Origin of the sequence: Acrocarpospora pleiomorpha (genome assembly GCF_009687885.1) — a bacterium.
In the GTDB taxonomy this organism is placed as follows: domain Bacteria; phylum Actinomycetota; class Actinomycetes; order Streptosporangiales; family Streptosporangiaceae; genus Acrocarpospora; species Acrocarpospora pleiomorpha.
Map to the genome: position 1 here is coordinate 306,832 of NZ_BLAF01000004.1, position 23,903 is coordinate 330,734.

Below are 23,903 nucleotides of genomic sequence, written 5' to 3' on the forward strand. Positions count from 1 at the left end.
TCGTACTATTGGATCCAAAACAATGAGATTAGGATCCCTTCCGGCATTGGGGGCACGACGTACATGAGCACGAACGGCAGGTTGGTCCCGCTCCGCGATGAGGAGCCGTTCCTCATCGGCGGGGTGTGGGTTCCCCCGGGCGGCCGGGACCGGATCGATGTCCTCGATCCCGCGTCCGGCGCCCTGCTCAGCCGGGTCGCCCAGGCGACCGCCGCCGACGTCGACGCCGCCGTCACCGCGGCGGGCCGGGCGCACGCCGACGCGCGCTGGCGCGGCCTGCCCCCGCTGGAGCGCACCCGCGTGCTGCACCGGGTGGCCGAGCTGATCGAGGCGGCCGCCGAGGAGCTCGCGGTGCTGGAGACCCGGGACAACGGCAAGCCGATCGAGCGCTCCCGGGCCGACGTCGCGGCGGGCGCGCGGACCTTCCGGCACTTCGCGGGCGCGCCCGGGCGGCTGACCGGAACGGTGATCCCGATCGACGGCAACGGCGCCCCGCACCACGCGTACACGGTGCTGGAACCGGTCGGGGTGGCCGCGCTGATCCTGCCGTGGAACTTCCCGATCATGACCGCCTGCTTCAAGCTGGCCCCGGCCCTGGCCGCGGGCTGCGCGGTCGTGGTGAAGCCCGCCGAGCAGACGCCGCTCACCATGCTCCGCCTCGCCGCGATCTGCGCCGAGGCGGGGCTGCCCGACGGCGTGCTCAACGTGCTCACCGGCGACGGCGAGACCGGCGCCGCCCTCGTCGCCCACCCCGGCGTGGCCAAGGTGTCCTTCACCGGGTCGACCGAGGTCGGGCGGCTGGTGATGGCCGCGGCGGCGCCGTCCATCACCCGGCTGACCCTGGAACTCGGCGGCAAGAGCCCGAACATCGTGTTCGCCGACGCCGACCTGGACGCGGCGGTGGTCACCGCCATGCGGGCGTCCTTCGGGCACTCGGGGCAGATGTGCACGGCCGGGAGCCGGTTACTGGTGCAGGAGTCGATCCTCGGCGAGATGCACGAGCGGCTGGCCGCCGCCGTCGCCAAGGTGCCGGTGGGCGACGGGCTGGCGGGCGGGATCACGGTCGGCCCGCTGGTGTCGGCGGAGCAGCGCGAACGGGTGCTGTCCTACATCGAGGCGGGGGTCGCCGAGGGCGCCACCCTGGCCTACGGGGGCGGCGTGCCCGACCGGCCCGGGTTCTTCGTGGAGCCCACCCTCTTCACCGGGGTGCGCAACGACATGCGGATCGCCCGGGAGGAGATCTTCGGCCCGGTGGTCGGGGTCATCCCGTTCGCCGACGAGGCCGACGCGGTCGCCATCGCCAACGACTCCGACTACGGCCTGGCCGCCGGGGTCTGGACCCGCGACGTCGCGCGGGCGCACCGGATGGCCGGGGAACTGCACGTCGGGACGGTGTGGATCAACACCTACAACATCTTCGACCCCGCCCTGCCGTTCGGCGGGGTGCGCGACTCCGGGCTCGGCCGCGACCTGGGCGACGAGGCCCTGCACGGCTTCTGCGAGCGCAAGAGCGTCGTGGTGGCACTGTGACGGCGCAACTCGACGGGGCGGTGACCAGCCGGCTGGTTGCCGCCGCCCGGGCCGCGACCCCGGGGGCCGGGCACGCCCACCATCTCAACGCCGCCGGGGCGGCGCTGCCCAGCGCGGCGGTCCTGGAGACCGTCGTCGACCATCTCCGGCTGGAGGCGCGGATCGGCGGCTACGAGGCCGCCGAGGCGGTCCGCCCGCGGGCCGAACAGGCGTACGGCCTGGCCGCGCGGCTCATCGGCGGCCGGGCCGAGGACGTGGCCTTCACCGAGAGCGCCACCGTGGCCTGGCACCGCGCCGTCGACGGGCTGCGCCTCGGGCCCGGCGACCGCGTGGTGGCGACCTCGTCGACCTACGTCAGCTCGGCCCTGCACCTGTTCGAGCTGCGCCGCAGGTACGGCGTCGTGGTCGAGGTGATCGGCGCCGACGAGACCGGCGCGGTGGATCTCGGCGCGCTGCGGGCCGCCCTGCGCACGCCCGCCGCTCTGGTCACCGCCGCCCACGTGCCGACGTCGTCCGGGCTGATCGAGCCCGCGGCGGCGATCGGCGAGATCGCCCGCGCCGCCGGCGTGCCCTACCTGCTCGACGCCACGCAGTCGCTCGGCCAGCTGCCGGTGGACGTCACCGAGATCGGGTGCGCGATGCTCGTCGGCACCGGCCGCAAGTTCCTCCGCGGGCCGCGCGGCACCGGGCTGCTCTGGCTCGACCCGGTGCTCGGCGGCGAGCTCAGGCCGCCCGCGCCCGACGTGCGGGGCGCCAGCTGGACGGCCGACGACGAGTACGGACTGCTCCCTGGCGCGCGCCGGTTCGAGACCTGGGAGTACTCGCACGCCCTCCGCCTCGGCCTCACGGCGGCGCTCGAAGAACTCCACGCGACGGGGGCCGACGCGACCCACCGGCACATCGCCGCCCTCGGCGAGGAGATGCGCGCCGCGCTCGCCGCCGTCCCCGGCGTCCGGGTCGTCGACCCGCCCGCGGCCGGCGGCGGCATCGTGACCTTCGTACGCGACGGCGAGACGCCCGCCCGGACGGCCCGCGCGCTCCGCGTCGCCGGGCTGCACGTGGTCTCGGTCCCTGCCGCGCACGGCCAGTGGGACCTCGGCCGCCGTGGCCTGGCGGGGGTGGTCCGGGCGTCGGTGCACGTCTACAACGACTCCGACGACATCGCCGCCCTGGTCGACGCGCTGTCCCCCGGGCGGACCGGAGCCACGCGAGTGCCGCTGCGGGGTGAGCGGCCGGTGTCCGCGCCCGCCTTACTGTCCGAGCATGTGGACACGATCGTGATCGGCGCGGGCGTGCACGGGTCGTCCGCCGCCTGGCAGCTCGCGGCGCGCGGCGATCGGGTCCTGCACCTGGAGCAGTTCGCGGCCGGGCACGAGCGGGGCTCCTCGCACGGCCCGACCAGGATGATCCGCCGGGCCTACCCGTCGCCTGTGTGGGACGACCTGGTCGACCGGGCCTACCTGGCCTGGGCGGCGCTGGAGGCGGAGTCCGGGCGCGCCCTGGTCACGCGTACCGGCGGGCTCTACGCCCGGCCGGCGGACGGGGGAGCGGGCGGGCTGCGCGGGCCGGACTGCACCCTGGTCGACGGCGCGCGAGCGGCCGAGATCTTCCCCGGCCTCGCGCTGGGGGAGGAGTACGTCGCGGTGCACGACCCCGCCGCCGGAGTGATCGACGCCTCGGGCGCGCTGGCCGCCCTGGCCGAGCTCGGCCGCGGGTACGGCGTGCGGCGGCACGACGGAACCCCCGTGCTGGACTGGGCCCCCGACGGCGAGGGCGTGGTGGTGCGCACCCCGCACGGCGCCGTGCGGGCCGCCCGCCTGGTGGTCTGCGCCGGACCGTGGACCGGGTCGCTGATCCCGGCGTTCGCGGACGTGCTGCGCGTGATCCGGATCGTCAACATCCACGTGGGGTCGTCGGTCACCTCGACGCTCGCGCCGCCCGCCCTGGGCAGCTTCTCCGTGGACGTCCCGGACGTCGGCCTGCTCTACGGCATCCCGGCCATCGGCGGGCGCGCGGTGAAGATCGGCCTGGACCTGGGCCCCGACGACGACCCTGCCGCCGTTCCCGGGCCGGTGACCGAGACGGAGCGGGCCACGCTGCGGGCACTGGCCGCCCGTTTCCTGCCCACCGCCGACGGCGGCGTCGTGGCGGATCTGGCCTGCCGGTACACGATGGCGCCGAACAACCGGTTCGCCGTCGGCCCGCTGCCGGAGACCCCGCAGGTGCTGGTCGCGGCGGCCTGCTCCGGGCACGGGTTCAAGTTCGGCCCGGCCATCGGGGCGGCGCTGGCCGACCTCGCGTACGGCGTGCCCCGGCCCGACCTGGACTTCCTGGACCCCGCGCGGATGCTGCGCCGGGAGCGGTGAAGGTGCTCAGCCGCGGAACACCGTCGCCGTCCTGCGCTCGTACCAGCGGGCGAGCTGCTCCCCGGCGGCCAGCACGTGGTCGCGCATCTCGCGGCGGGCCAGCTTGGCGTCCTCGGCTTCGAGCGCGGCGACGATCCGCTCGTGCTCGGCCAGGTTGTCCGCCCGGTGGCGGGGGTCGTCCTGGAGCACGAGGGCCGAGACGTTCCGCGGGAAGGCCTCGTTGATCTCCCGGATGGTCCTGGCCAGCCGCTCGTTCCCGGCCATCTCGTGGATCAGGGTGTGGAAGCGGTCGTTGGCGAGCGTGGTGGGCGACACCGGCGCCCCAGGACCGGGCGGGGCCGGCGGGCGCTCGTTGGCGCGGAGCACGTCGTTGGTCCCGCGGAGCTCGGCGAGCAGCGTCCTGGTCACCCGGCGGACCGCCCGCTCGCAGGCCAATCCCTCCAGCTCCGCGCGCACCTCGTACGCCTCCCGCACCTCCCAGGGGGAGGGCACGCGGACCACGGCCCCCCGGCGGGGCAGCACCTCAATGAGCCCGCCGGCCTGGAGCTGGCGGAGCGCCTCCCGGATCGGGGTGCGGCTGATGCCCAGCCGCGCGGCCAGCTCCGCCTGCCTGAGCTGGGCGCCGATCGGGATCTCTCCCGACATGATGCGGGCCCGAATCGCGTTGGCCGTCTCGTCGACCAGTGCGCTTCGGTCCAGGGAAGTCGCGTCGGAGTCCACGGAAGGAGACCTTTCACCTGCGGGTGGGACGGGAACGACAGCGATCGATTTGCGTCCGGCGATGGATCCAACTTTGCGAGGTTGGGTCGAGCCGGTAATCGAATCATTCCGTGATGGCGAACGTGGTGGCAAATTGACCGGCCACTGTTCGACACAACGATGACTATCTGGATCCATAATAAGGGAGATAGGATCCCAACATGACTGAAATGCTGCATTTGTCCGTTGTGGGGCCGTCGCACGGCGAGCGGCATCCCTTCGACCCGCTCACCCCCGCGGAGATCGAGCGGGCGGTGGCACTGATCCGGGCGGACGGCCGGCTCGGCGCGCGGGTCGGATTCTGGGGCGCCTACCTCGACGAGGCCGCGGCCCGCGCCGCGGTTGCCGGTGCGGTGCCCGCGACCGTGCGGCGGCTGACCGTCGTCGTCATCGATCACGACGCCCCCGCCGCCTGGGAGGTCGACGTGGTCCTCGACGACGCCCCCCGGTGCGCCGATTGGCGCCCGGTCGACCACCGCCGCCCCGGCATCACCTCGGACGAGGCCCGCTCGGCCGCGCGGGCCTGCCGGGAGAGCCCGCTGTTCCAGGCGGCGCTGGCCAAGCGCGGCATCCACGACGTGTCCCTCGTCATGATCGACGCCGAGTCGATGGGCGGCTTCGAGCCCGAGCGGTACGCCGGCCGCCGGCTGACCTGGGGCACCGTCTGGCACCGCACCGACGAGGGCGACAACGGCTACGTCCGCCCGGTCCAGGGCGTGGTGCCGATCATCGACATGCACACCATGGAGGTCCTCGAGGTCGAGGACCACGGGGTCGTCCCGATGTCCCCCGAGGCGGGCCCGCTGGAGCCCGGAGGGTTCGGGCCGGACCGCCCCGGTCTGCGCCCCCTTGACGTGGTCCAGCCGGAAGGGCCCAGCTTCACCGTCACCGGCCACCTGGTGGAGTGGCAGGGCTGGCGGTTCCGGATCGGCTTCACCCACCGCGAGGGCCTGGTCCTGCACGACCTGGAGTTCCTCGGCCGCTCGGTGCTCCGCCGGGCCTCCTGCAACGAGATGTACGTGCCGTACCTGGACCCCAACTCCACCCAGTACCGGAAGAACTTCTTCGACTGGGGCGAGTACGGCGCCGGGCCGCTCACCAACTCGCTCGAACTCGGCTGCGACTGCCTCGGCCTGATCCGCTACTTCGACGCGGCCTACCTGGGCGGCGCCGGCGAGCCGGTGACGATCCGCAACGCCATCTGCATGCACGAGGAGGACGACAGCATCCTCTGGAAGCACAACGACCTGCGGCGCGGGGTGGGCCAGGTCCGCCGCAGCCGCCGGCTGATCGTGTCCAACTTCCAGACGGTCGCCAACTACGACTACGGCTTCTACTGGTCGCTCTACCAGGACGGCAGGATCGAGCTGGAGGTCAAGCTGACCGGCATGCTGTCCGCCTCGGGAGTCGAGGCCGACGAGGAGGTCAGGTACGGCAGGCGAGTCGCCGAACACGTCCAGGTGCCCACCCACCAGCACTACTTCGGCCTCCGCCTGGACACCGCGATTGACGGCCCGCTCAACCGCCTGGTGGAGGCGCACGCGGAAGGCGAGCCCGACCCCGCGCTGGACCCGTACGGCAACGCCGTACGCCACGTCAGGACCCCCATCCGCCGCGAGTCCGAGGCGGCCCGCAGCACCGACCCGGCCACCGCCCGGCACTGGCGCGTCGAGAGCGCCACCGCCACCAACCGGTACGGCGAGCCGACGGCCTACCGGCTGACCCTGCAGGGCACGGCCCGCCCGTTCGGCCGCCCGGACTCGGTGATGGCCCGCCGGGCCCCGTTCGTGCACCGGCACCTGTGGGCGACGCCGTACGACCCGGCCGAGCGTTTCGTCGGCGGCCAGTACCCGAACCACGCCGAGCCCGGCGAGGACGGCGTGCACGTGTGGCAGCGGCAGGACCGCTCGCTGGACGGGGTCGAGCTGGTGCTCTGGCCGGTCCTCGGCAGCCACCACTACCCCCGCCCCGAGCAGTGGCCGGTGATGCCGGTCGACACGCTGCGGATGGTCCTGGAGCCCGACGGGTTCTTCGACCGCAACCCGGCGATGGACATCCCGGCCCCGGTCAGGAAGACCGGCCACGCGACGCCGGGCGACCAGGCCGCGAGCTGCTGCTCGCCGACAGAACCCTAGAGAGGACCGGCCGTGCTGAAGCGCGAGGACAACGAGAAGCTCACCCGCACCGGGCCGGGCACGCCGCTGGGACAGCTGATGCGCTCCTACTGGCAACCCGCCGCGCTGGTGTCGGAGATGTCAGGGGAGCGGCCGGTCAAGGCCGTCCGGCTGATGGGGGAGGAGCTCGTCCTCTTCCGCCGCGACGACCGCGGCTGGGCCCTGGTCAGCAGGTACTGCGCGCACCGCGGCGTGGACCTGTCGTACGGCCGGCTGGAGGACGGCGGCCTGCGCTGCCTCTACCACGGCTGGCTCTACGGCCCCGACGGCCGCTGCCTGGAACAGCCCGCCGAGCCGCCGCAGAGCACGTTCGCCGACAAGATCCGGATCCGGAGCTACCCGTGCGAGGAGCGGAACGGCATCGTCTTCGCCTACCTCGGCGCCGGCGACCCGCCCCCGTTCCCCGCCTACGACTGCTTCACCGCGCCGCAGGAGTACACCTTCGCGTTCAAGGGGCTCTGGGAGTGCAACTGGCTTCAGGGCGTCGAAGGCGGCATCGACCCGAGCCACGTCTCGTTCCTGCACCGCTTCGTGGGGGAGGACCCCCGCGACGTGTACGGGCAGCAGTTCAGCGAGGTGGTGGCCGGCACCGGGCAGAAGCTCTCCAAACTGGTCGGCGACCACTACCGCCCCGACATCGAGGTCGAACAGGCGGAACACGGGCTGCGGGTCTTCGCCCTACGGCAGCTCACCGAGGAGATCAAGCACGTCCGGATCACCAACCTGCTCTTCCCGAACGCCTTCGTGGTCCCGTTCGGCAACAGCAAGGTCTTCACCCAGTGGCACGTGCCGATCGACGACGAGAACCACTACTGGTACATGATCTTCTACGACTTCGCCGAACGGACCGACAAGGAGACCCTGCTCGCCCAGCGGCTCGCCGAGGTCACCCTCCCCGACTACCGGCCGATCAGGAACCGCGCCAACGACTGGGGCTTCGACCCCGCCGAACAGCGCGAACTCACCTACACCGGGATGGGCCTGGACATCAACGTCCACGACCAGTGGGCGGTGGAGAGCATGGGCCGCATCCAGGACCGCACGGTGGAACGGCTCGGCGTGTCGGACCGCGCGGTGACCGCCAACCGCCGCCTGCTGCTCCGCGCGCTGGACGCGTTCGAGGCCGGGAACCCGCTGTCCGCCCAGCCGCTCGACCTGCCGAGCGCCCGGCGGTTGACCGGCCCGATCGCGGTGGACATGATCAGCCCCTCCGACGGCTGGGAGGAACGCTGGCCGGAACACGACGCCAAGCGGCGCGCGGCCTCCCCGTGGGCGAACGAGGCCGTGGCCGATGCGTAACGCCGACGAGCGGCCGGTCGCCGAAGGCGGCGGCGGGCGCGGCGCCCGGCCCATGCTGGCCGCCGAACGGGGCGGCTTCGTGGAACGGCACGGGCTGTGGACGGAGGAGCAGTACGCGAGCGCCGCCCAGATGCGCCGGGTCATCGACGAACTCGGGATCGAACTCGTCCGGGTCTGCTTCGTGGACCAGCACGGCGTGCTCCGCGGCAAGTCGATCACCAGGGCGGCGCTGCCCGGCGTGCTCGGATCCGGGCTGACCGTGCCCTCGTCGCTGCTGCTGAAGGACACTTCGGGCAAGTCCTCGTTCGCCGTCTTCGACGCGCTCAGCCTCGGCGGGTACCGGGGTTTCTCCGGGGCCGGGGACGTCGTCCTGGTGCCCGACCCGACCACCTTCCGGGTGCTTCCGTGGTCGGCGCGGAGCGGGATGATCCTGGCCGACCTGCGGTTTCCGGACGGGGGAGCCGTGCCGTACTGCACTCGCGGCCTGCTCCGGCGGCACCTGGCCTGGCTCGCCGAGCGGGGTCTGTCGATGACCGTGGGACCCGAGCTGGAGTTTCACGTCTTCGCCCGGGTGGACGACGCGATGCATCCCACCCGGGTCGGCCGGCCCGGCAGCCCGGGGGCCGCGCCCGCCGTACGGCCGATCACCCCCGGCTCCCAGCTGCTCCGCGTCGACACCCTGGACGAGAGCGACGACCTGGTCGCCGAGATCCACCGCGGGCTCACCCGGCTGGACCTGCCGCTCCGGTCGATCGAGCTGGAATTCGGCCCCAGCCAGTTCGAGGTGACCCTGGACGCCGGGGACGCGTCCGCCGTCGCCGACCAGGTGGTCCTCTGCCGGATGGCGCTCAAGCAGATCTGCCATCGCCTCGGCCTGCACGCCACCTTCATGTCCCGCCCGCGCGGTGCCGACACCGCCTCCACCGGCTGGCACCTCCACCAGTCCCTCCGCGACACCGTCACCGGCGCCCCCCTCTTCGCGTCCGCCGACCCCGGCAGCGTGCTCTCCCCCCAAGGCCTCTCCTACCTGGCCGGGCTCCTCACCCACGCCGCGGCCGCCGCCGCGTTCACCACACCCACCGTCAACGGCTACAAGCGGTACCAGCCGTACTCGCTGGCCCCCGACCGCGTGCTGTGGGGCCTGGACAACAAAGGCGCCATGGTCAGAGCCGTCGGCGCCCCCGGCGACCCGAACGCTCACCTGGAGAACCGCTCCGGCGAACCCGGCGCCAACCCGTACCTATATATCCTGTCCCAGCTCATCACCGGCCTGGACGGCCTGGACCGAGGCCTGTCTCCTGGCGCTCCCACCGAGTCTCCGTACCGCGACGACGCCACCAGGCTCCCGCGCACCCTCGGCGACGCCCTCCACGCCCTGGACACCAGCTCGCTCTTCCGCCGCGTCCTCGGCGATGAGGTCGTCGACTGGTACGTTCACCTCAAACGCGCCGAATACCACCGCTACCTCGACGAGGTCTCAGACTGGGAACAACGCGAGTACTTCGACCTGCTCTGATCTCGCTTGACCTTGACACAGTGACAAGGTCTTCACTGTGTCAAGGAGGTGGTCCCGATGACCATGTCGAAACAGGACACAGATACGATCAAAGCTTTCCAGGGGCTGGAAGACGGCCGCTCGTCAGTGCGGCTACAAGCAGCGCTGGCGGTCGGTACGGCCCCTGACCCGCGGTTCATCGACAAGCTCATCGAGCGATGCGCGATCGAACCCGATTTCTTCGTGCGCGACATGCTTACGTGGGCACTCACCCGCCACCCAGCATCAATGACGGTCCCAGTGCTTCTCAATGAAGTCCGCTCGGAGCGTGCGCAGGCACGAAGCCAGGCGTTGCACACGCTGTCCAAGATCGGGGATCGGCGAGCGTGGCCGGCGATCACACGTGCGCTGCTGTCCGACGCCGACGATGAGGTGGCGCGGAGTGCCTGGCGGGCGGCGGTCGTGCTCGTGCCCGAAGGTGAGGAGCCTGAGTTGGCCGCGGTGTTGTCGACACAGCTGGGGCGCGGTGGACGTGAGATGCAGCTGAGCCTCAGCCGGGCGCTGATCGCGCTGGGCGAGGTGATTGTGCCGGCTCTGCGCGCTGCGATGACGGATCTCGACCCTCGCGTGCGCGCGCACGCGATCGCCACGGAACGGCTGTTGCGCGACCCGGATGCCGGATTCGAGTTCGCGATCGAGGAGGCCAAGCGCGTCGTAGCCCTCGGCAGGACCGGCCAGGAGGGGGGATAGGCCGTGTTGATCGGTGATGTGGCACGACAGTCGGGGGTCAGCGCCCGCATGCTCAGGCATTACGACTCGCTCGGCCTGGTGCGGCCAACGGGTCGTACCGACGCAGGCTATCGGGAGTATTCCAGCGAGGACATCCGGCGGATCTTCCATATCGAGATCCTTCGGTCGTTGGGGCTGTCGTTGCGTGAAGTCGGGCGCGCGCTCGATGATCCCGGCTTCACGCCCTCACAGCTCGTCGACGACCTCATCGGCCAGACGCGAGAACGCATCGCAAGTGAGACGGAACTGCTCACGCGACTGCGTCGGATCGGTGCCGCGGAACCTGCCAGCTGGGAGGACGTCCTCCAGATCGTCGCACTCCTCCAGGCGTTGGGGTCGAAGAGCGCTGGGAAGCGCCAGCGCGCGGCCTTGTCCTCAGTTGAGGAGGTTGCGGTGCCGGTGGAGGCACTGGTGGAGGCGGCGCTGAGCGAGTCGGACCCGAACGTCGCCGGAGCCCTTCGATGGGCTTTGGCGCAATCGGGCGACGACGGATTGGCGCTACTGGCCGAGGGCCTCGGCTCACCAGAAGCCGAGGTGCGGAAACGCGCCGTCCAGTCCATCGCTGAGATTCCCAGCGGTGAGGCGACCGCACTGCTGCGGGACGCCCTCGCCAACCCCGACATCGTGGTCCGCAGGTACGCGGCTCTGGCGCTCGGGGCACGTGAAGTGGCCGACGCGGTCCCGACGCTCATCGACATGGTCGTCGAGGGGACGAATGACGTCGATGCGGCCGACGCGCTCAGCGCGCTGGCGAGTCGTCCCGCGTTGGCCGATCAGATCGCTACCAGGCTCGTTGACCGCCTCGCCCACGGCACCGTCGAATCCTCCGCACGTCGACGGCTGGCACAGGCGCTCGCGGATATCCCGGGAATCACAGCGTCACGTGCCCTCGCGGATCTGTCACAGGACGAAGACCGTGCCGTTGCGCTTACTGCGACATACATTCTCGGGATACGCGACGCACGATAAATCAGCGTTCACACGTGCATGGCGACCGGGCCGTAGCGGGCATGGGGGGCTCCCATGACGAATGCCCAGTACCGGTCGCCGTACGACCAGTGCCACCACTCCGTGGGATAGTTCACGAATCCCGTCGCCGTCATGGCGGCGGTCAGGATCCGCCGGTTGCCCCGTGCCTCCGCCGAGATCCCCGGCGCGTCCATGTAGCACTCTTCGCCGTACTCCGGAGGCGTGGCGTTGACCTCCGTGCCCATCGGCAGCTCGGTTCCGTCCACCGTGCACAGCGTGACGTCGACCGCTCCGCCGGCCACGTGGGGCGCCACCTCGGGTGGTGAGACGTACTTGCTCGCCTCGGCGCGCAGCCGCTCCCGCGTCCATTCGGGGTGGACGCGCCCCATCCTGGCCTGGCAGTCGGCGAAATAGCGTTCCTGGAGCGCGTAGGGCCGGTACGCCTCCACGAGCAGCAGCCGGAGCCCCCGGGGAAGCAGGGTCTGCGCGCCCGTCAGGCGGTCGGCGACGCTGAGCCGGACGTGCGCGTAGGCGCCCGCTGGGTCGGCCAGCCGCGAGTCCACTCGGATGACGTTATCGTCGCGGAGGTCGGCGAGAGGCTCGTCGCACTCCTTCATCGGCATCGCGGCGACGCGCGGATCGGACAGAAGCACGTGCTGCGCCATGGGACTCTCCAAGGGGCAGGCGACGGGATCCGACGCAGCATGGATCAACGCGCTACAAATCCGGTGTAATCGGCTCTACAGCGACAGCTCGTCGTACTCCCAAGGTCATTTGCATGGGCGTACCAGGCTCAATAGCCCACTACAGCGAAGTTGCAGCGGCGTCACCCACTCTCTCGGTGTCCGAATGAGAACGACCCCGAGATGAGGGATCAGTATGAACGACATTCGCAGGCGGGTCGCCGCAGTCCTGGCCGCCACCACCGTCGCGGTCACGGGCCTCACGGTCGTCATGACCGCTCCGGCCTTGGCGGTGAGCAGGAGCACGATCGTCTCCGTCGCCCAGGCCGAGCTGAACAACGGCACACGCAACCACGAGAGCCCGATGGGCAGCGGCTGCAACTACTACACCGGCTTCTTCCGCCCCTGGAAGCCGGGCACCGGCTGCCCCAGCACGGGCGGCGTGCAGTGGCGCGACAGCGACTGGTGCGCCGACTTCTCCAAGTACGTCTGGCGCAAGGCGGGCGTGAAGTACGCCGACATTCCCGAGGGGAGCAGCGGCGCCCTCACCGGATGGGCCTACTCGTTCAGGGACTACGGAACCAGAAACGGGACCTGGCACACCCGGGGCAGCGGCTACACCCCGCAGCCGGGTGACGCGGTCGTCTTCGACTGGGACCAGAGCGGCGACATCGACCACGTCGGCATCGTCACGAGTGCCAACGGCTCCACCGTCTACACGATCGAGGGCAACAGCGGGGACAGGATCCAGGCCAACTCGTACTCCCGGTCGAACATCGACATCGTCGGCTACAGCGCCCCGGTCGACGGCACGTCAACCCCGGAGACACCCCCGGACGGCCGGGACTCGACGGGCTACTACAACCCGGCCGACGGCACCTTCCACCTGCGCAACGTGCTCGGCGACGGCGCTTCCAGCTACGCCTGGGGCACCAACCTGGAGACCCTTCCGAACGCGCTGGTCCTGACCGGCGACTGGAACGGCGACGGCAAGGACTCTACGGGTTACTACAACCCGGCCGACGGTACCTTCCACCTGCGTAACACGCTGGACGACGGCGGGTCCAACACCGCCTGGGACACCTCGCTGGAGACTCTCCCGAACGCGGTGGTCCTGACGGGTGACTGGAACGGGGATGGTAAGGACTCCTTCGGCTACTACAACCCGGCGGACGGTACCTTCCATCTGCGCAACGCGCACAACGACGGGTCCTCCGACTACGCGTGGGGGACCGCGCTGGAGACTGTGCCGGACGCGGTGGTGCTGGTGGGTGACTGGAACGGAGACGGCAAGGACTCGCTCGGCTACTACAACCCGGCTGACGGAACCTTCCACCTGCGCAACGCCTTGAACGACGGCTCCTCCGACTACGCCTGGGGCACCGCCCTGGAAACCGTCCCCGACGCGGTGATCCTGACCGGCGACTGGAACGGCGACGGCAAGGACTCCGTCGGCTACTACGACACCCGCGACGGCACCTTCCACCTGCGCAACGCCCTGGACGAGGGCGCCTCCGACTACGCCTGGGGCACCGACCTGGAGACCGTGCCCGGCGCGGTGATCCTGACCGGCGACTGGAACGGCGCCTGAGCCACAACTCCGTAAACCGGCCCGCTCTCGACCGGGCGGGCCGGCCCTCTTTCCCCTTCAACTCCCCATGGAGCATCTGATGAAAGCCCTTCGCGCCGCCCTCACCGCCCTGACGCTCACCGCGGTGACCGGACTCTCCGCCGCTCCCGCCCACGCCGACCCCGAGCCGACCATTCAGGCGGACGCCGCCTACTCCACCACCGCGTGCGACCCCAGGGGCGTCACCTCGTCAGACAACAGCCTGGCCGCGACGCTCAACGGCAAACTGACCAAGAAAATGCGCGGAGCCATGACCGGCTACCGCGTCTCGTGCGCCCGCATGGTCGTCAACACCGTACGGAATCTGGGCCTGCACTCGCGGGCGGCCGTCATCGCCATCACCACCGTCATCGTCGAGTCGGCCATCCAGAACATCGACCAGGAGTACGACCACGACAGCCTCGGCCTGTTCCAGCAGCGCGGCACCTGGGGGAGCAGGGCGCAGCGGCTCGACCCCGTGTGGGCCACCACCGCGTTCATCAACAAGATGAAGCGGGTGTACCCGAACAACGCCTGGATGACCACCCCGATCGGCGAGGTGTGTCAGGGCGTTCAAGTATCGGCATACCCCGCGAAATACCCGCCCGAGGTCAGCGACGCGCAGATCATCGTCAACCACTTATGGCAGCCAGCGCCGACGCCGACGCACGGCCGGGACTCGACGGGTTATTACAACCCCGCCGACGGCACCTTCCACCTGCGCAACGTGCTTGGCGACGGTACTTCCAACTATGCCTGGGGGACCAGCCTGGAGACTCTCCCAAACGCGCTGGTCCTGACCGGCGACTGGAATGGGGACGGCAAGGACTCGATGGGTTACTACAACCCGGCCGACGGAACCTTCCACCTGCGTAACACGCTGGACGACGGCGGGTCCAACACCGCCTGGGACACCTCGCTGGAGACGCTGCCGGACGCGGTGGTGCTGACGGGTGACTGGAACGGCGACGGCAAGGACTCCTTCGGCTACTACAACCCCGCGGACGGAACCTTCCACCTGCGCAACGCGCACAACGACGGCTCCTCCGACTACGCCTGGGGGACCGCGCTGGAGACTGTGCCGGACGCGGTGGTGCTGGTGGGTGACTGGAACGGCGACGGCAAGGACTCGCTCGGCTACTACAACCCGGCCGACGGCACCTTCCACCTGCGCAACGCCTTGAACGACGGCTCCTCCGACTACGCCTGGGGCACCTCGCTGGAGACGCTGCCGGACGCGGTGGTGCTGACGGGTGACTGGAACGGCGACGGCAAGGACTCGCTCGGCTACTACAACCCGGCCGACGGCACCTACCACCTCCGTGACACCTTGGATGACGGCGGGTCCGACTACGCCTGGGGCACCGCCCTGGAGACCGTGCCCGGCGCGGTCATCCTGACCGGCGACTGGAACGGCTCCTGACGAAGCGGCCGAGGAGAAGGCATGGCGCCCGGGAGCCCATCCCGGCCGCTGTGCCTTCCCGCGTGCCGGCGCGACGCCATCAGGGGTTTTCTGATCGACTTCGGCATCGCGAAGGCGTTGGATCCGACCACGCCGGCGTCGGGGCCGATCATCTACATGTCAAGCGCGTCGGATCCTCGGGCGTCAGGGACAGGCACCACGAGATGATGCTCCTATGGCGGATGTGGTTTTCTTCGATCTGGACGGCACCCTGGTCGATCATCGAGGCGCGGTCTTGGAAACGATCGGGCAGATCGTCCAGGCCGCGCCGAACGCGACGGCTCCACCGGAGGAGCTGGTGGCGTTGTGGTGGACGCTGGAGGGGCGGCACATGCGGGAATACCTGGCTGGTCAGTGCTCCTTCGCTGAGCAACGCCGACGCAGGCTCCGGTCCTTCCTGCCCATGCTCGGCGAGCCGGTTCCTGAAAGTCCCGGCCTTCTGGACGCCTGGTTCGCCGAGCGCTACCGAGGAGTCCTGGCGGAGCTATCCCGATGTCCAGCCATGCCTGGAGACCCTGAAACGGCGTCCCCGAGGACCGCGTCTGGCCGTTCTCACCAACGGGGACCCCGATCAGCAGCGCGCCAAGCTCGCCCGCTTCGGTCTCCTCGAATACTTCGAAGCCGTCCTGACCCCGACCGAACTCGGTGCGGCCAAGCCCGACTCCGCCGCCTTCGCCACCGCCTGCCGGCGGATGCGGACGGACCCCGCGCAGGCGGTCAACGTGGGCGACATGCTGGAAGGCGACGCGAACGCGGCCACCCTCGCCGGGCTCACCGGCATCTGGCTGGACCGCGGCATCGACTTCATCACCGGTGGACCACCACCAACGGCAGACGAAACGGTGCTCCGCATCGAACGGCTGACCGACCTCCCCGACCAACTATCACGCACGAACGCCTGACCAGCTCTCACGGCCGCCGACCCCCCCGCCTGCGGGGCGATCAGTCTTTGAGCCAGACTCTCAGCGGTCCGATCGCGGTGAAGCCCTCAGGCGCTTCGTCTTCGTAGCCGACGAGGTCGCGGCCAGGGTGGAGCCGGGCGGCCATGGCGACGATGCCCGGCCAGGGGTCATCGCCGGAGACGTTGGAGACGCCGACGACACTGTCGCTTGTGTTGAGCGCCGCGCTGTTGCCGCTGGTGTCGCGCAGCAGGGTGATCGTGTCGTCGGCGATCAGGTCCGGGCGGAAGACTCCCTCGGGAAGGATCCGCGGATCGGTCACCACCTGCCACTCCTCACCCGGTGTGCCTGCCCGGCGGTGAATCCATCGGGCTTCGAAGAGCACCGTGAACCCGGCGGCCGACAGGTCGAGGGTGGCGAAGCTGTCCTTCACCGAGGCGCCCGAACCCGTGTCGATGCCGTCGAGCACGTCCGTGACGGTCGCGTCCGGGGTCAGCGAGATGGCGTCCGGATAGTGCATCGGGGTCCTGGCCGGGTTGGTCCACGCGCGCTCGCCGAATCTGCCGGGCAGCCCGTGTGACACGCACACCGCCTCACACCAGACGGCATTGTTACGAACCGCTTCGAGCAGTCGGGGATGCATGGTCGGCTCCTGTGCTGGCTGGGTTCGCGGCTGCGTACCAATGAGCAAGGATCGCAGTGGGGTTCGCCGGGTCAAGATTCTCCGTACCGGCGCGGCCATCCAGATCGGCAGGGGGCGGGCTCAGCCGCTGGTCAGGCCGTGACCGTTAGGGTGATGGTTGTGGATCTTCAGAGCCTGCGCTATCCGATCATCCAGGCCCCGATGGCGGGTGGTCCGTCCACGCCCGAATTGGCGGCGGCGGTGTCCGGGGCGGGCGGGCTGGGATTCCTGGCGGCCGGGTATAGGACCGTCGCGGAGTTGCGGGCCGACATCGCGGCGGTGCGGGCTCGTACGGAGGCTCCGTTCGGCGTCAACCTCTTCGTGCCCGGGACTGGCCCGCGTCCGGAGGAGACCGCGCTGGAGACCTACGCGGAGCGGCTGCGGCCCGACGCCGAACGGTACGGGGTGCGCTTGGGGGATCCCGTGGCCGACGACGACGGCTGGGCGGAGAAGCTCGCTCTGGTGGCCGGAGAACGGGTGCCGGTGGTGTCCTTCGTCTTCGGGTTGCCGGGCCGGGAGGTCGTCGAAGAGTTGCGGAGGGCCGGGGCGCTCGTGCTGGTGACGGTCACCACCCCGGCCGAGGCGGTCGCCGCGTGGGAGGGGGGTGCCGACGCGCTGGTGGCCCAGGGGGTCGAGGCGGGCGGGCATCGGGGCGGGTTCACCGACGAGGGCGATCTCGGGCTGCTGGCCCTGCTGCGGCTGGTGGCGCGGCACACGCCGCTTCCTGTGGTGGGCGCGGGAGGCGTCATGGACCACGCGGGAGTGGCCGCGGTCCTGGCCGCCGGCGCGGTCGCCGCCCAGCTGGGCACCGCTTTCCTGCTCTGCCCGGAGGCGGGCACGAGCCAGCCGTACCGGGCGGCGCTGGCGTCGGCGTCGGCCACCGCGCTGACCCGGGCCTTCACCGGGCGCCTGGCCCGGGGCTTGGTGAACCGGTTCCTGGCCGAGCATTCGGCGTACGCGCCCGCCGCCTATCCGCAAATCCACCGCCTGACCGCGCCGCTGCGCGCCGCCGCCCGCCGGGCGGGCGACGCCGAGATGATCAACCTGTGGGCGGGGCAGGGGTTCGCGCTCGCCCGGGACACGCCCGCCGCAGAGCTGGTCCGGGAGCTGGGGACCGGGCACACGCGCTGACCACCTCTCAGCTGGTGGCGCCCCAGGTGAGAGAGAGGCCGGTGGCGGCGCGTTCGGTGCGGATCTCCATCATGCTGCCGAGGATGGTGGCATGGTCGGACACCATGGGCGTGGCGTCGAACGTGTAGGTGATCCGGGTGCTGACGAGCACGGGGCTGCCCTCCGGCTCGTGGAGATGGCGGGCGGCGGCGGGGTCGAGCAGGCCGGGCCGGACCACCTCGGACGCCCGGGCGACCGTCACTCCCGCGTCGGCGAGGGCCGTATAGAGGGAGACGGCGGTGAAGTCGCGGTCGCGGATCTGGTCGGCCACCGGCCGGCGGACCCAGGACACCTGGTGTACGGCGGGACGTCCCGCGAACTCGCGGACCCGCTCCAGCCGCAGGGCGGTGTCGCCGGGACGCAGCCGCAGCTCCGCGGCGATCCGGGCGGGGGCCCGGCGCACCGCCCGCCCGGCCACCGCGGTGCGCACGTCGTGGCCCTGTTTGCGCAGGTCGTCGACCAGGCTGCGGAGCGAGTCGAGCTGGTACGCCAGGTGGGCCGGGGCGACGAACGTGCCCCTGCCGGGCTGCTGCACGATCAGCCTCTCGTCGCTGAGCTGCCGCAACGCCTGGCGCAGCGTCATGAGGGTCACCTTGTAGAAGGCGCTCAGCTCCCGTTGCGGCGGCAGGGCCTCGCCGGGGGCGTAGTGTCCCGACCGGATCTTCGCGGCGAGGTCGGCGGCGATGGCGCGGTATCTCGCCTCGTGCCCGGCGTCGGGGATCATCGTGGTGCGTCACTCCTGGTCGAGGGCCCGGCGCAGGGTCGCGAGGAAGGCCCGCAGGTCGTCCGGCCCCGCCCCGTCGAGCACCCGCCGCATGACCGCGGCGCCGACCACCACGCCGTCGGCGTGCCGGCGGGCTTCGCGTGCCTGGTCCGGGGTGGAGATGCCAAATCCTAGCAAGACCGGCCGGTCGGTGACGCACCTGATCCGCTCGGTGAGCTCCGCCGCCGAAGCGGCGAGAGCGGCCCGCTCACCGGTGGTGCCCATCAGCGACACCGCGTAGACGAATCCGCGGCTGCGGCGCGAGATCTCCGCCAGCCGCGGCCGCGGCGTCGTCGGCGACGCCAGCAGGACCAGCTCGATCCCGGCGGCGGCCGCGTCCGTCAGCTCGTCCGCCTCGTGCACCGGCAGGTCGGGCACGATCAGGCCGCCGACGCCGGCCCGGCGCAGCGCGGCGCAGAACGACTCGGGGCCGTCGTGCAGCACCAGGTTGTAGTAGGTGCTGGCGACCAGCGGTACGCCCAGATCCGGCATGCCGGACAGGTCGGCGAGGATCCGGCGGGTGCTCGCCCCCCGGGCCAGTGCCGTTTCGCTGGCCTGCTGGATGGTGACGCCGTCCAGCGTGGGGTCGGAGAAGGGCAGACCGACCTCGATCGCGTCCGCCCCGGCGGCGGCGAACGCCCGCAGGTAGTCCGTCCAGCCGGGCGTGATCCCCCCGGTGACGTACGGCATGAGCAGCCCGCGGCCGGCGTCCCGGCGGGCACGCAGGTGGCGTTCGACCACGCCCGCGGCCAGGGTGGGGCTCGTCACAGCAGCTCCTTCAGGGTTGAGACGTCCTTGTCGCCCCGGCCGGACAGCGTCATCAGCACCGTCGATCCTGCGGGCAGGTCGCCGCCGCCCGCCGCGCGGATCACCCAGGCGAGGGCGTGTGCCGATTCGAGCGCCGGGACGATGCCTTCGCTACGCGCCAGCCGTACCGCCGCGCCGATCGCCTCGTCGTCGGTCACCGTGACGTAGCGGGCCCGGCCCAAGTCGCGCAGGTGGGCGTGCTCCGGGCCGACTCCCGGGTAGTCGAGCCCGGCGGCGATGGAGTGCGCCTGGGTGATCTGCCCGTCATCGTCCTGCAGGAACAGCGAGCGACAGCCGTGCAGGACGCCGAGCCGGCCGCGGGCCGCCCCGGCGCCGCCCTCCGCCTCGACACCGACCAGGCGCGCCGGGGTGTCGGCGAATCCGGCGAACGTGCCAGCCGCGTTGGAGCCGCCGCCGACGCACGCGACCACGTAGTCCGGGACGCCGGTCCGCAGCTCGGCGGCGCACTGCCCGCGGGCCTCGTCGCCGATGATCCGCTGGAACTCCCTGACCATCCACGGGTACGGATCCGGCCCGACGACCGAGCCGATGCAGTAATGGGAGTCGCCGGTCGCGCCCACCCAGTGCCGCATGGCCTCGCTGGTCGCGTCCTTGAGGGTACGGCTGCCCGTGGTCACCGGAACCACCTCGGCGCCCAGCATGCGCATCCGGAAGACGTTCAGCGCCTGCCGCTCGATATCGCGCTCGCCCATGAACACCGTGGCCTCCAGCCCGAGCAGCGCGGCGGCGGTCGCGGCGGCCACCCCGTGCTGGCCCGCTCCCGTCTCGGCGATCAGCCTGCGCCGTCCCATCCGGGTGGCCAGCAGGGCCTGGCCCAGCACGTTGTTGATCTTGTGGGATCCGGTGTGGGTGAGATCCTCGCGCTTGAGGTACAGCTGCACGCCCAGCTCCTGCGACAGCCGGCGGACCGGTGTGAGCGGAGTCGGCCGCCCGGCGTGCACGGCGAGCAGTCGCGCCAGGGCACCGCGGAACCCCGGATCCGCCCAGGCCTCCCTGAACTCCTCTTCCACCTCGCGGCACACCTCCACCAGGGACTCCGGCGCGTACCGCCCGCCGTACTCGCCGAATCGGCCCCGCGCTCGGGGCTCGCCCATCGTCCCGTCCAGCGGGACCGGCTCACGCCACGGCAACACGTCTCGCATGCCACGCTCCGATCGTTCTATAACTCTATTAAGAGTTCTATAACAGTGAGTGTGGCACGGGCAGCGTGGACGCGCCACCATCGGACGCCGAGGGGGACGGTGAACTGGCGAGGGCCGTGCGCTTTGGTCAGGAAACTGGACAGCGAATGGCCTGGGAACTGGTCAGGCGAAGAGCCGACACTCGGCAGGCGGGTCCTGCGACGGCGAACACCGTGCCACCGAGGAAGGCTGACTGATCGTGACTGAACGCATGCGCGTGGCTGTGCTGGCGGGTGGGCCGTCCGCCGAGCATGAGGTGTCGCTGCAGTCGGCGCAGGCTGTCCTCCATGCCCTGCCGAGGGATCTGTACGAGCCCGTCGCCGTCATCATCGACCGGCAGGGCAGGTGGCCGGTGGAGCTGCGACGCGATTCGGCGGACGTGGTCTTCCCCGCGCTGCATGGGCCGTTCGGCGAGGACGGCGTCGTCCAGGGCCATCTGGAGACGCTGGGCATCCCGTACGTGGGCTGCGGCGTCCTGGCCTCTGCCGTGGCCATGAACAAGGTCGCGATGCGGCGCGCCTTCCTGGCGGAGGACATTCCGGTCACCCCACATGTGTGGTTCACCGAGCACGAATGGCGCACCACCACCGACTACTGGGCTCTGGTGAAGTCGCTCGACTGGCCGATGTACGTCAAACCGGCCACCATGGGCTCCTCCATCGGCATCTCACGTGTCACCTCCATGGCGGAGCTGCGCGCGGGCGTGGAGCTGGCGCTGGCCCACGACCGGGTGGTCATCGTCGAGCAGGGCGTGACCGCGCGCGAGATCATCTGCGGCGTGCTCGGCGGCTATGACACTCCGGATGCCTCGGCGCCCGGCGAGCTCATCGTGCCCGGCGAATGGCTCGACTATGAGGCCAAGTACCTCAGCCAGGCCGAGATCTCCACCATCCCCGCCGTGCTGCCAGAACGGGTGGCCGAGGACGTGCGCGAGCTGGCCCTGCGCGCCTTCCGGGCGATCGGCGGCTACGGCCTGTCCCGGGTCGACTTCCTCTATGAGGAGGACACGGGACGCCTGTACGTGCTGGAGATCAACACCATGCCCGGCTTCACCTCCCGTTCCGTCTACGCCAGGGCCTGGGCCGCGAGCGGTGTCCCGTACCCGGACCTGCTGCGCCGCCTCATCGACCTCGCGTTCGCCAGGAGCGGCTCATGATCCCCATGACGCTGGACACGATCGCGCAGGTCGTCGGCGCGAGCCTGGACGACGTGCGAGACCCGCGGGCGCTGGTGACGGCGCCCTCGGCGGTCGACTCCCGCGAGGTGGTGCCCGGCGGCCTGTTCGCCGCGACGGTCGGCGCCCGCGTCGACGGTCACGACTACGCGGCCGGCGCCATCGCGGGCGGCGCCGTCGCCGTGCTGGCCGCACGGCCCGTCGGCGTGCCCGCCCTCGTGGTCGAGGACGTCCAGCTCGCGATCGGCCTGCTGGCCAGGCACCTGCTCGAACACATCAGCCCGACCGTGATCGGCCTGACCGGCTCCGTGGGCAAGACCACGACCAAGGACCTGCTGGCCCAGGTGCTCGAACGGCACGCCGCGACGGTCGCCACCGACAGGTCGTTCAACAACGAGCTCGGGCTGCCGCTCACCGTGCTGCGCGCCGATGCCACCACCCGATACCTGGTGCTGGAAATGGGTGCGGGCCGGAAGGGCGACCTGACATACCTGACCGGGCTCGCACCGCCCCAGGTCGGGCTGGTGCTCAATGTCGGCACCGCGCATGTGGAGCGTATGGGGGTCGGGCCGGCCGACGTGGCCCAGGCTAAAGGCGAGCTGGTCGAGGCGCTTCCGGCGGACGGGTTCGCCCTGCTCAACGCCGACGACCCGTACGTCAGGGGCATGGCCGGCCGCACCAGGGCCCAGATCCTGTGGTACGGCGAGTCGGCGGAGGCGCAGGTGCGAGCCGAAAATGTGCGGATGGCCGACCGCGCGCGACCCGCGTTCGAGCTGGTGACGCCCTCCGGCCACGCCCAGGTCGAGCTCGGCCTCATAGGCGAGCACCAGGTGAGCAACGCCCTGGCCGCCGCCGCCGTCGCCACCGCGCTCGGCCTGGGCGTCACCGAGATCGCCGATGGGCTGCACTCCGCACGGCGGCGCTCCGCGGGCCGGCTGGAAATCGTCGAACGGCCTGACGGCATCACCATCGTCGACGACGCCTACAACGCCAACCCCGAATCCATGCGGGCCGGGCTTCGGGCGGTGAAGGCCCTGGCCGGCGCCCGCCGTACCGTCGCCGTGCTCGGCGCGATGGGGCAGCAGGCGGACGCCTCCCGCGCCCGGCACGCGGAGGTGGGCCGGCTCGTCGCCGACCTCCGCTTCGACGTGCTGATAGCGGTCGGAGCGGGGGATCCGCTCGCGATGGCGGAAGCGGCGCAGTCCTCGAACCAGGGCGTGGCCGTCCACACCGCCGAGGACGTGGCCGGGGCCATCAGGGTGGCCGCCGCGCTCCTCGAACCGGGAGACGTGGTGCTCGTCAAGGCTTCCAGCGAGATCGGGCTCAGCGTCTGCGCCCGTGCGCTGGCACGCTGACTGTCCAGGTGAAATGGAGTTCCATGCGCACTATCGGTCTCATCGGCGGGTTGAGCTGGGAATCGACGGTGATCTACTACCAGATCATCAACCAGCGGGTACGCGAGCGACTCGGCGGCAGTCATTCCGCCAACAGCCTCATCTGGTCGGTCGACTACACGACCGTCGAGGACCTCATCTTCGCCGACCGCTGGGACGAGGTGAGCACGTTGCTGACCGGTGCGGGCAGGAACCTGGAGGATCTCGGCGCCGACCTCCTGCTCGTCTGCAGCAACACCTTCAGCCGGGTGAGCGACGACGTGGAGCGGGCCGTGCGCGTGCCCGTGCTGCACATCGCCGACGCCGTGGGCGCCGAGATCCGCGCCAGGGGCATGCGCAAGGTCGGCCTGCTGGGCACTCACTTCACCATGGAGCAGCCCTTCTACCGGGATCGGCTGGCCGCCCACGGCTTCGACGTGGTCGTCCCGCGGCGTGAGCAGCGGGAACTGGTCCATCGCGTGATCTTCGACGAACTGGTGCGCGGGGTGCTCCGGGAGTCGTCCAGGGACGCGTACGCCCAGATCATCGATGATTTCGCGGACGACGGCGCCGAAGGAGTCATCCTCGGCTGCACGGAGATCGAGCTGCTGATCAGTGCGAAGGACAGCGCCATCCCGGTGCTGCCGAGCGCTCGGCTGCACGCGGAGGCGGCGGCCGGCTTCGCGCTTGCCGGCTGA

The 23,903-nt window shown here is 71.1% G+C and carries 20 protein-coding genes; 14 read left to right on the forward strand and 6 right to left on the reverse strand.

Features of this window, described 5'->3' with window-relative positions:
• The first annotated feature begins 63 nt into the window (after positions 1-63).
• Positions 64-1,530 carry an aldehyde dehydrogenase family protein gene (locus tag Aple_RS01410; RefSeq protein ID WP_155342567.1) on the forward strand — a complete coding sequence of 489 codons (1,467 nt, stop codon included), beginning with the start codon at positions 64-66 and terminating at the stop codon, positions 1,528-1,530.
• Positions 1,527-3,896, forward strand: coding sequence for an FAD-dependent oxidoreductase (locus Aple_RS01415; protein WP_155342568.1), 2,370 nt, complete (start codon positions 1,527-1,529; stop codon positions 3,894-3,896). Before Aple_RS01410 ends, Aple_RS01415 begins: the two co-directional genes overlap by 4 nt.
• Before the next feature lie 6 nt (positions 3,897-3,902).
• Here Aple_RS01415 and Aple_RS01420 read toward each other — a convergent pair whose 3' ends face one another.
• Positions 3,903-4,616 carry a GntR family transcriptional regulator gene (locus Aple_RS01420; RefSeq protein ID WP_218038049.1) on the reverse strand — a complete coding sequence of 238 codons (714 nt, stop codon included), beginning with the start codon at positions 4,614-4,616 and terminating at the stop codon, positions 3,903-3,905.
• 200 nt (positions 4,617-4,816) lie between these two features.
• Here Aple_RS01420 and Aple_RS01425 point away from each other — a divergent pair, with 200 nt between their 5' ends.
• Genes Aple_RS01425 through Aple_RS01445 form a run of 5 tightly spaced genes read left to right on the forward strand, consistent with a single transcriptional unit; the run spans position 4,817 to position 11,381 of the window.
• The gene (locus Aple_RS01425; protein WP_218038050.1) at positions 4,817-6,790 is read left to right on the forward strand and encodes a primary-amine oxidase; all 1,974 of its coding nucleotides are present in this window, start codon (positions 4,817-4,819) and stop codon (positions 6,788-6,790) included.
• 12 nt (positions 6,791-6,802) lie between these two features.
• The gene (locus Aple_RS01430) at positions 6,803-8,128 is read left to right on the forward strand and encodes a Rieske 2Fe-2S domain-containing protein (protein ID WP_155342570.1); all 1,326 of its coding nucleotides are present in this window, start codon (positions 6,803-6,805) and stop codon (positions 8,126-8,128) included.
• Complete coding sequence (locus Aple_RS01435; protein ID WP_218038051.1) at positions 8,121-9,644, forward strand: glutamine synthetase family protein; 1,524 nt, start codon at positions 8,121-8,123, stop codon at positions 9,642-9,644. Before Aple_RS01430 ends, Aple_RS01435 begins: the two co-directional genes overlap by 8 nt.
• A gap of 57 nt (positions 9,645-9,701) precedes the next feature.
• Positions 9,702-10,373 carry a HEAT repeat domain-containing protein gene (locus Aple_RS01440; protein WP_155342571.1) on the forward strand — a complete coding sequence of 224 codons (672 nt, stop codon included), beginning with the start codon at positions 9,702-9,704 and terminating at the stop codon, positions 10,371-10,373.
• Positions 10,374-10,376: 3 nt separating this feature from the next.
• On the forward strand, positions 10,377-11,381 hold the full coding sequence (locus Aple_RS01445; RefSeq protein WP_155342572.1) for a HEAT repeat domain-containing protein: 1,005 nt from the start codon (positions 10,377-10,379) through the stop codon (positions 11,379-11,381).
• 8 nt (positions 11,382-11,389) lie between these two features.
• Here the strand turns inward: Aple_RS01445 and Aple_RS01450 are convergent, their stop codons facing one another.
• A complete protein-coding gene (locus Aple_RS01450; RefSeq protein ID WP_155342573.1) occupies positions 11,390-12,046 on the reverse strand; it encodes a M15 family metallopeptidase in 657 nt (218 codons plus the stop codon).
• Between the two features lie 214 nt (positions 12,047-12,260).
• Here Aple_RS01450 and Aple_RS01455 point away from each other — a divergent pair, with 214 nt between their 5' ends.
• From Aple_RS01455 to Aple_RS01465, 3 genes are all read left to right on the forward strand, one after another.
• Positions 12,261-13,655 (forward strand): CHAP domain-containing protein, encoded by a 1,395-nt coding sequence (locus Aple_RS01455; protein WP_218038052.1) that lies wholly within the window; start codon positions 12,261-12,263, stop codon positions 13,653-13,655.
• Positions 13,656-13,734: 79 nt separating this feature from the next.
• Positions 13,735-15,096 carry a hypothetical protein gene (locus tag Aple_RS01460; protein WP_155342574.1) on the forward strand — a complete coding sequence of 454 codons (1,362 nt, stop codon included), beginning with the start codon at positions 13,735-13,737 and terminating at the stop codon, positions 15,094-15,096.
• A 221-nt stretch (positions 15,097-15,317) separates the two neighbouring features.
• Positions 15,318-16,037 carry an HAD family hydrolase gene (locus Aple_RS01465; RefSeq protein WP_170321225.1) on the forward strand — a complete coding sequence of 240 codons (720 nt, stop codon included), beginning with the start codon at positions 15,318-15,320 and terminating at the stop codon, positions 16,035-16,037.
• A 40-nt stretch (positions 16,038-16,077) separates the two neighbouring features.
• On the opposite strand, the gene Aple_RS01470 is transcribed toward Aple_RS01465, so the two are convergent.
• Positions 16,078-16,677: a hypothetical protein gene (locus tag Aple_RS01470; protein ID WP_155342576.1), complete on the reverse strand. Its 600-nt coding sequence runs from the start codon at positions 16,675-16,677 to the stop codon at positions 16,078-16,080.
• A gap of 159 nt (positions 16,678-16,836) precedes the next feature.
• On the opposite strand from Aple_RS01470, the gene Aple_RS01475 reads away from it, so the two are divergent.
• Positions 16,837-17,847, forward strand: coding sequence for an NAD(P)H-dependent flavin oxidoreductase (locus Aple_RS01475; RefSeq protein WP_246264026.1), 1,011 nt, complete (start codon positions 16,837-16,839; stop codon positions 17,845-17,847).
• A 7-nt stretch (positions 17,848-17,854) separates the two neighbouring features.
• Here Aple_RS01475 and Aple_RS01480 read toward each other — a convergent pair whose 3' ends face one another.
• The 3 genes from Aple_RS01480 to trpB are packed head-to-tail and all read right to left on the reverse strand — an operon-like array spanning position 17,855 to position 20,619.
• Positions 17,855-18,610, reverse strand: a complete 756-nt coding sequence (locus Aple_RS01480; RefSeq protein WP_155342578.1) for a GntR family transcriptional regulator — start codon at positions 18,608-18,610, stop codon at positions 17,855-17,857.
• A gap of 9 nt (positions 18,611-18,619) precedes the next feature.
• Positions 18,620-19,417, reverse strand: a complete 798-nt coding sequence (trpA, locus tag Aple_RS01485) for a tryptophan synthase subunit alpha (protein ID WP_155342579.1) — start codon at positions 19,415-19,417, stop codon at positions 18,620-18,622.
• Positions 19,414-20,619, reverse strand: coding sequence for a tryptophan synthase subunit beta (gene trpB, locus Aple_RS01490; RefSeq protein WP_155342580.1), 1,206 nt, complete (start codon positions 20,617-20,619; stop codon positions 19,414-19,416). Before trpB ends, trpA begins: the two co-directional genes overlap by 4 nt.
• Before the next feature lie 238 nt (positions 20,620-20,857).
• On the opposite strand from trpB, the gene Aple_RS01495 reads away from it, so the two are divergent.
• The 3 genes from Aple_RS01495 to Aple_RS01505 are packed head-to-tail and all read left to right on the forward strand — an operon-like array spanning position 20,858 to position 23,903.
• Positions 20,858-21,814: a D-alanine--D-alanine ligase family protein gene (locus Aple_RS01495; protein ID WP_155342581.1), complete on the forward strand. Its 957-nt coding sequence runs from the start codon at positions 20,858-20,860 to the stop codon at positions 21,812-21,814.
• Complete coding sequence (locus Aple_RS01500) at positions 21,811-23,187, forward strand: UDP-N-acetylmuramoyl-tripeptide--D-alanyl-D-alanine ligase (protein ID WP_155342582.1); 1,377 nt, start codon at positions 21,811-21,813, stop codon at positions 23,185-23,187. The genes Aple_RS01495 and Aple_RS01500 overlap by 4 nt, the downstream gene beginning before the upstream one ends.
• A gap of 23 nt (positions 23,188-23,210) precedes the next feature.
• Positions 23,211-23,903, forward strand: coding sequence for an aspartate/glutamate racemase family protein (locus Aple_RS01505; RefSeq protein ID WP_155342583.1), 693 nt, complete (start codon positions 23,211-23,213; stop codon positions 23,901-23,903).

Excerpts from the sequence above, each read along its gene's own strand:
- Aple_RS01410 (WP_155342567.1), top strand. The coding sequence starts at position 64 with ATGAGCACGAACGGCAGGTTGGTCCCGCTCCGCGATGAGGAGCCGTTC.
- Aple_RS01425 (WP_218038050.1), top strand. The coding sequence starts at position 4,817 with ATGACTGAAATGCTGCATTTGTCCGTTGTGGGGCCGTCGCACGGCGAG.
- Aple_RS01435 (WP_218038051.1), top strand. The coding sequence starts at position 8,121 with ATGCGTAACGCCGACGAGCGGCCGGTCGCCGAAGGCGGCGGCGGGCGC.
- Aple_RS01440 (WP_155342571.1), top strand. The coding sequence starts at position 9,702 with ATGACCATGTCGAAACAGGACACAGATACGATCAAAGCTTTCCAGGGG.
- Aple_RS01450 (WP_155342573.1), bottom strand. The coding sequence starts at position 12,046 with ATGGCGCAGCACGTGCTTCTGTCCGATCCGCGCGTCGCCGCGATGCCG.
- Aple_RS01455 (WP_218038052.1), top strand. The coding sequence starts at position 12,261 with ATGAACGACATTCGCAGGCGGGTCGCCGCAGTCCTGGCCGCCACCACC.
- Aple_RS01460 (WP_155342574.1), top strand. The coding sequence starts at position 13,735 with ATGAAAGCCCTTCGCGCCGCCCTCACCGCCCTGACGCTCACCGCGGTG.
- Aple_RS01465 (WP_170321225.1), top strand. The coding sequence starts at position 15,318 with ATGTGGTTTTCTTCGATCTGGACGGCACCCTGGTCGATCATCGAGGCG.
- Aple_RS01470 (WP_155342576.1), bottom strand. The coding sequence starts at position 16,677 with ATGCATCCCCGACTGCTCGAAGCGGTTCGTAACAATGCCGTCTGGTGT.
- Aple_RS01480 (WP_155342578.1), bottom strand. The coding sequence starts at position 18,610 with ATGATCCCCGACGCCGGGCACGAGGCGAGATACCGCGCCATCGCCGCC.
- trpB (WP_155342580.1), bottom strand. The coding sequence starts at position 20,619 with ATGCGAGACGTGTTGCCGTGGCGTGAGCCGGTCCCGCTGGACGGGACG.
- Aple_RS01500 (WP_155342582.1), top strand. The coding sequence starts at position 21,811 with ATGATCCCCATGACGCTGGACACGATCGCGCAGGTCGTCGGCGCGAGC.
- Aple_RS01505 (WP_155342583.1), top strand. The coding sequence starts at position 23,211 with ATGCGCACTATCGGTCTCATCGGCGGGTTGAGCTGGGAATCGACGGTG.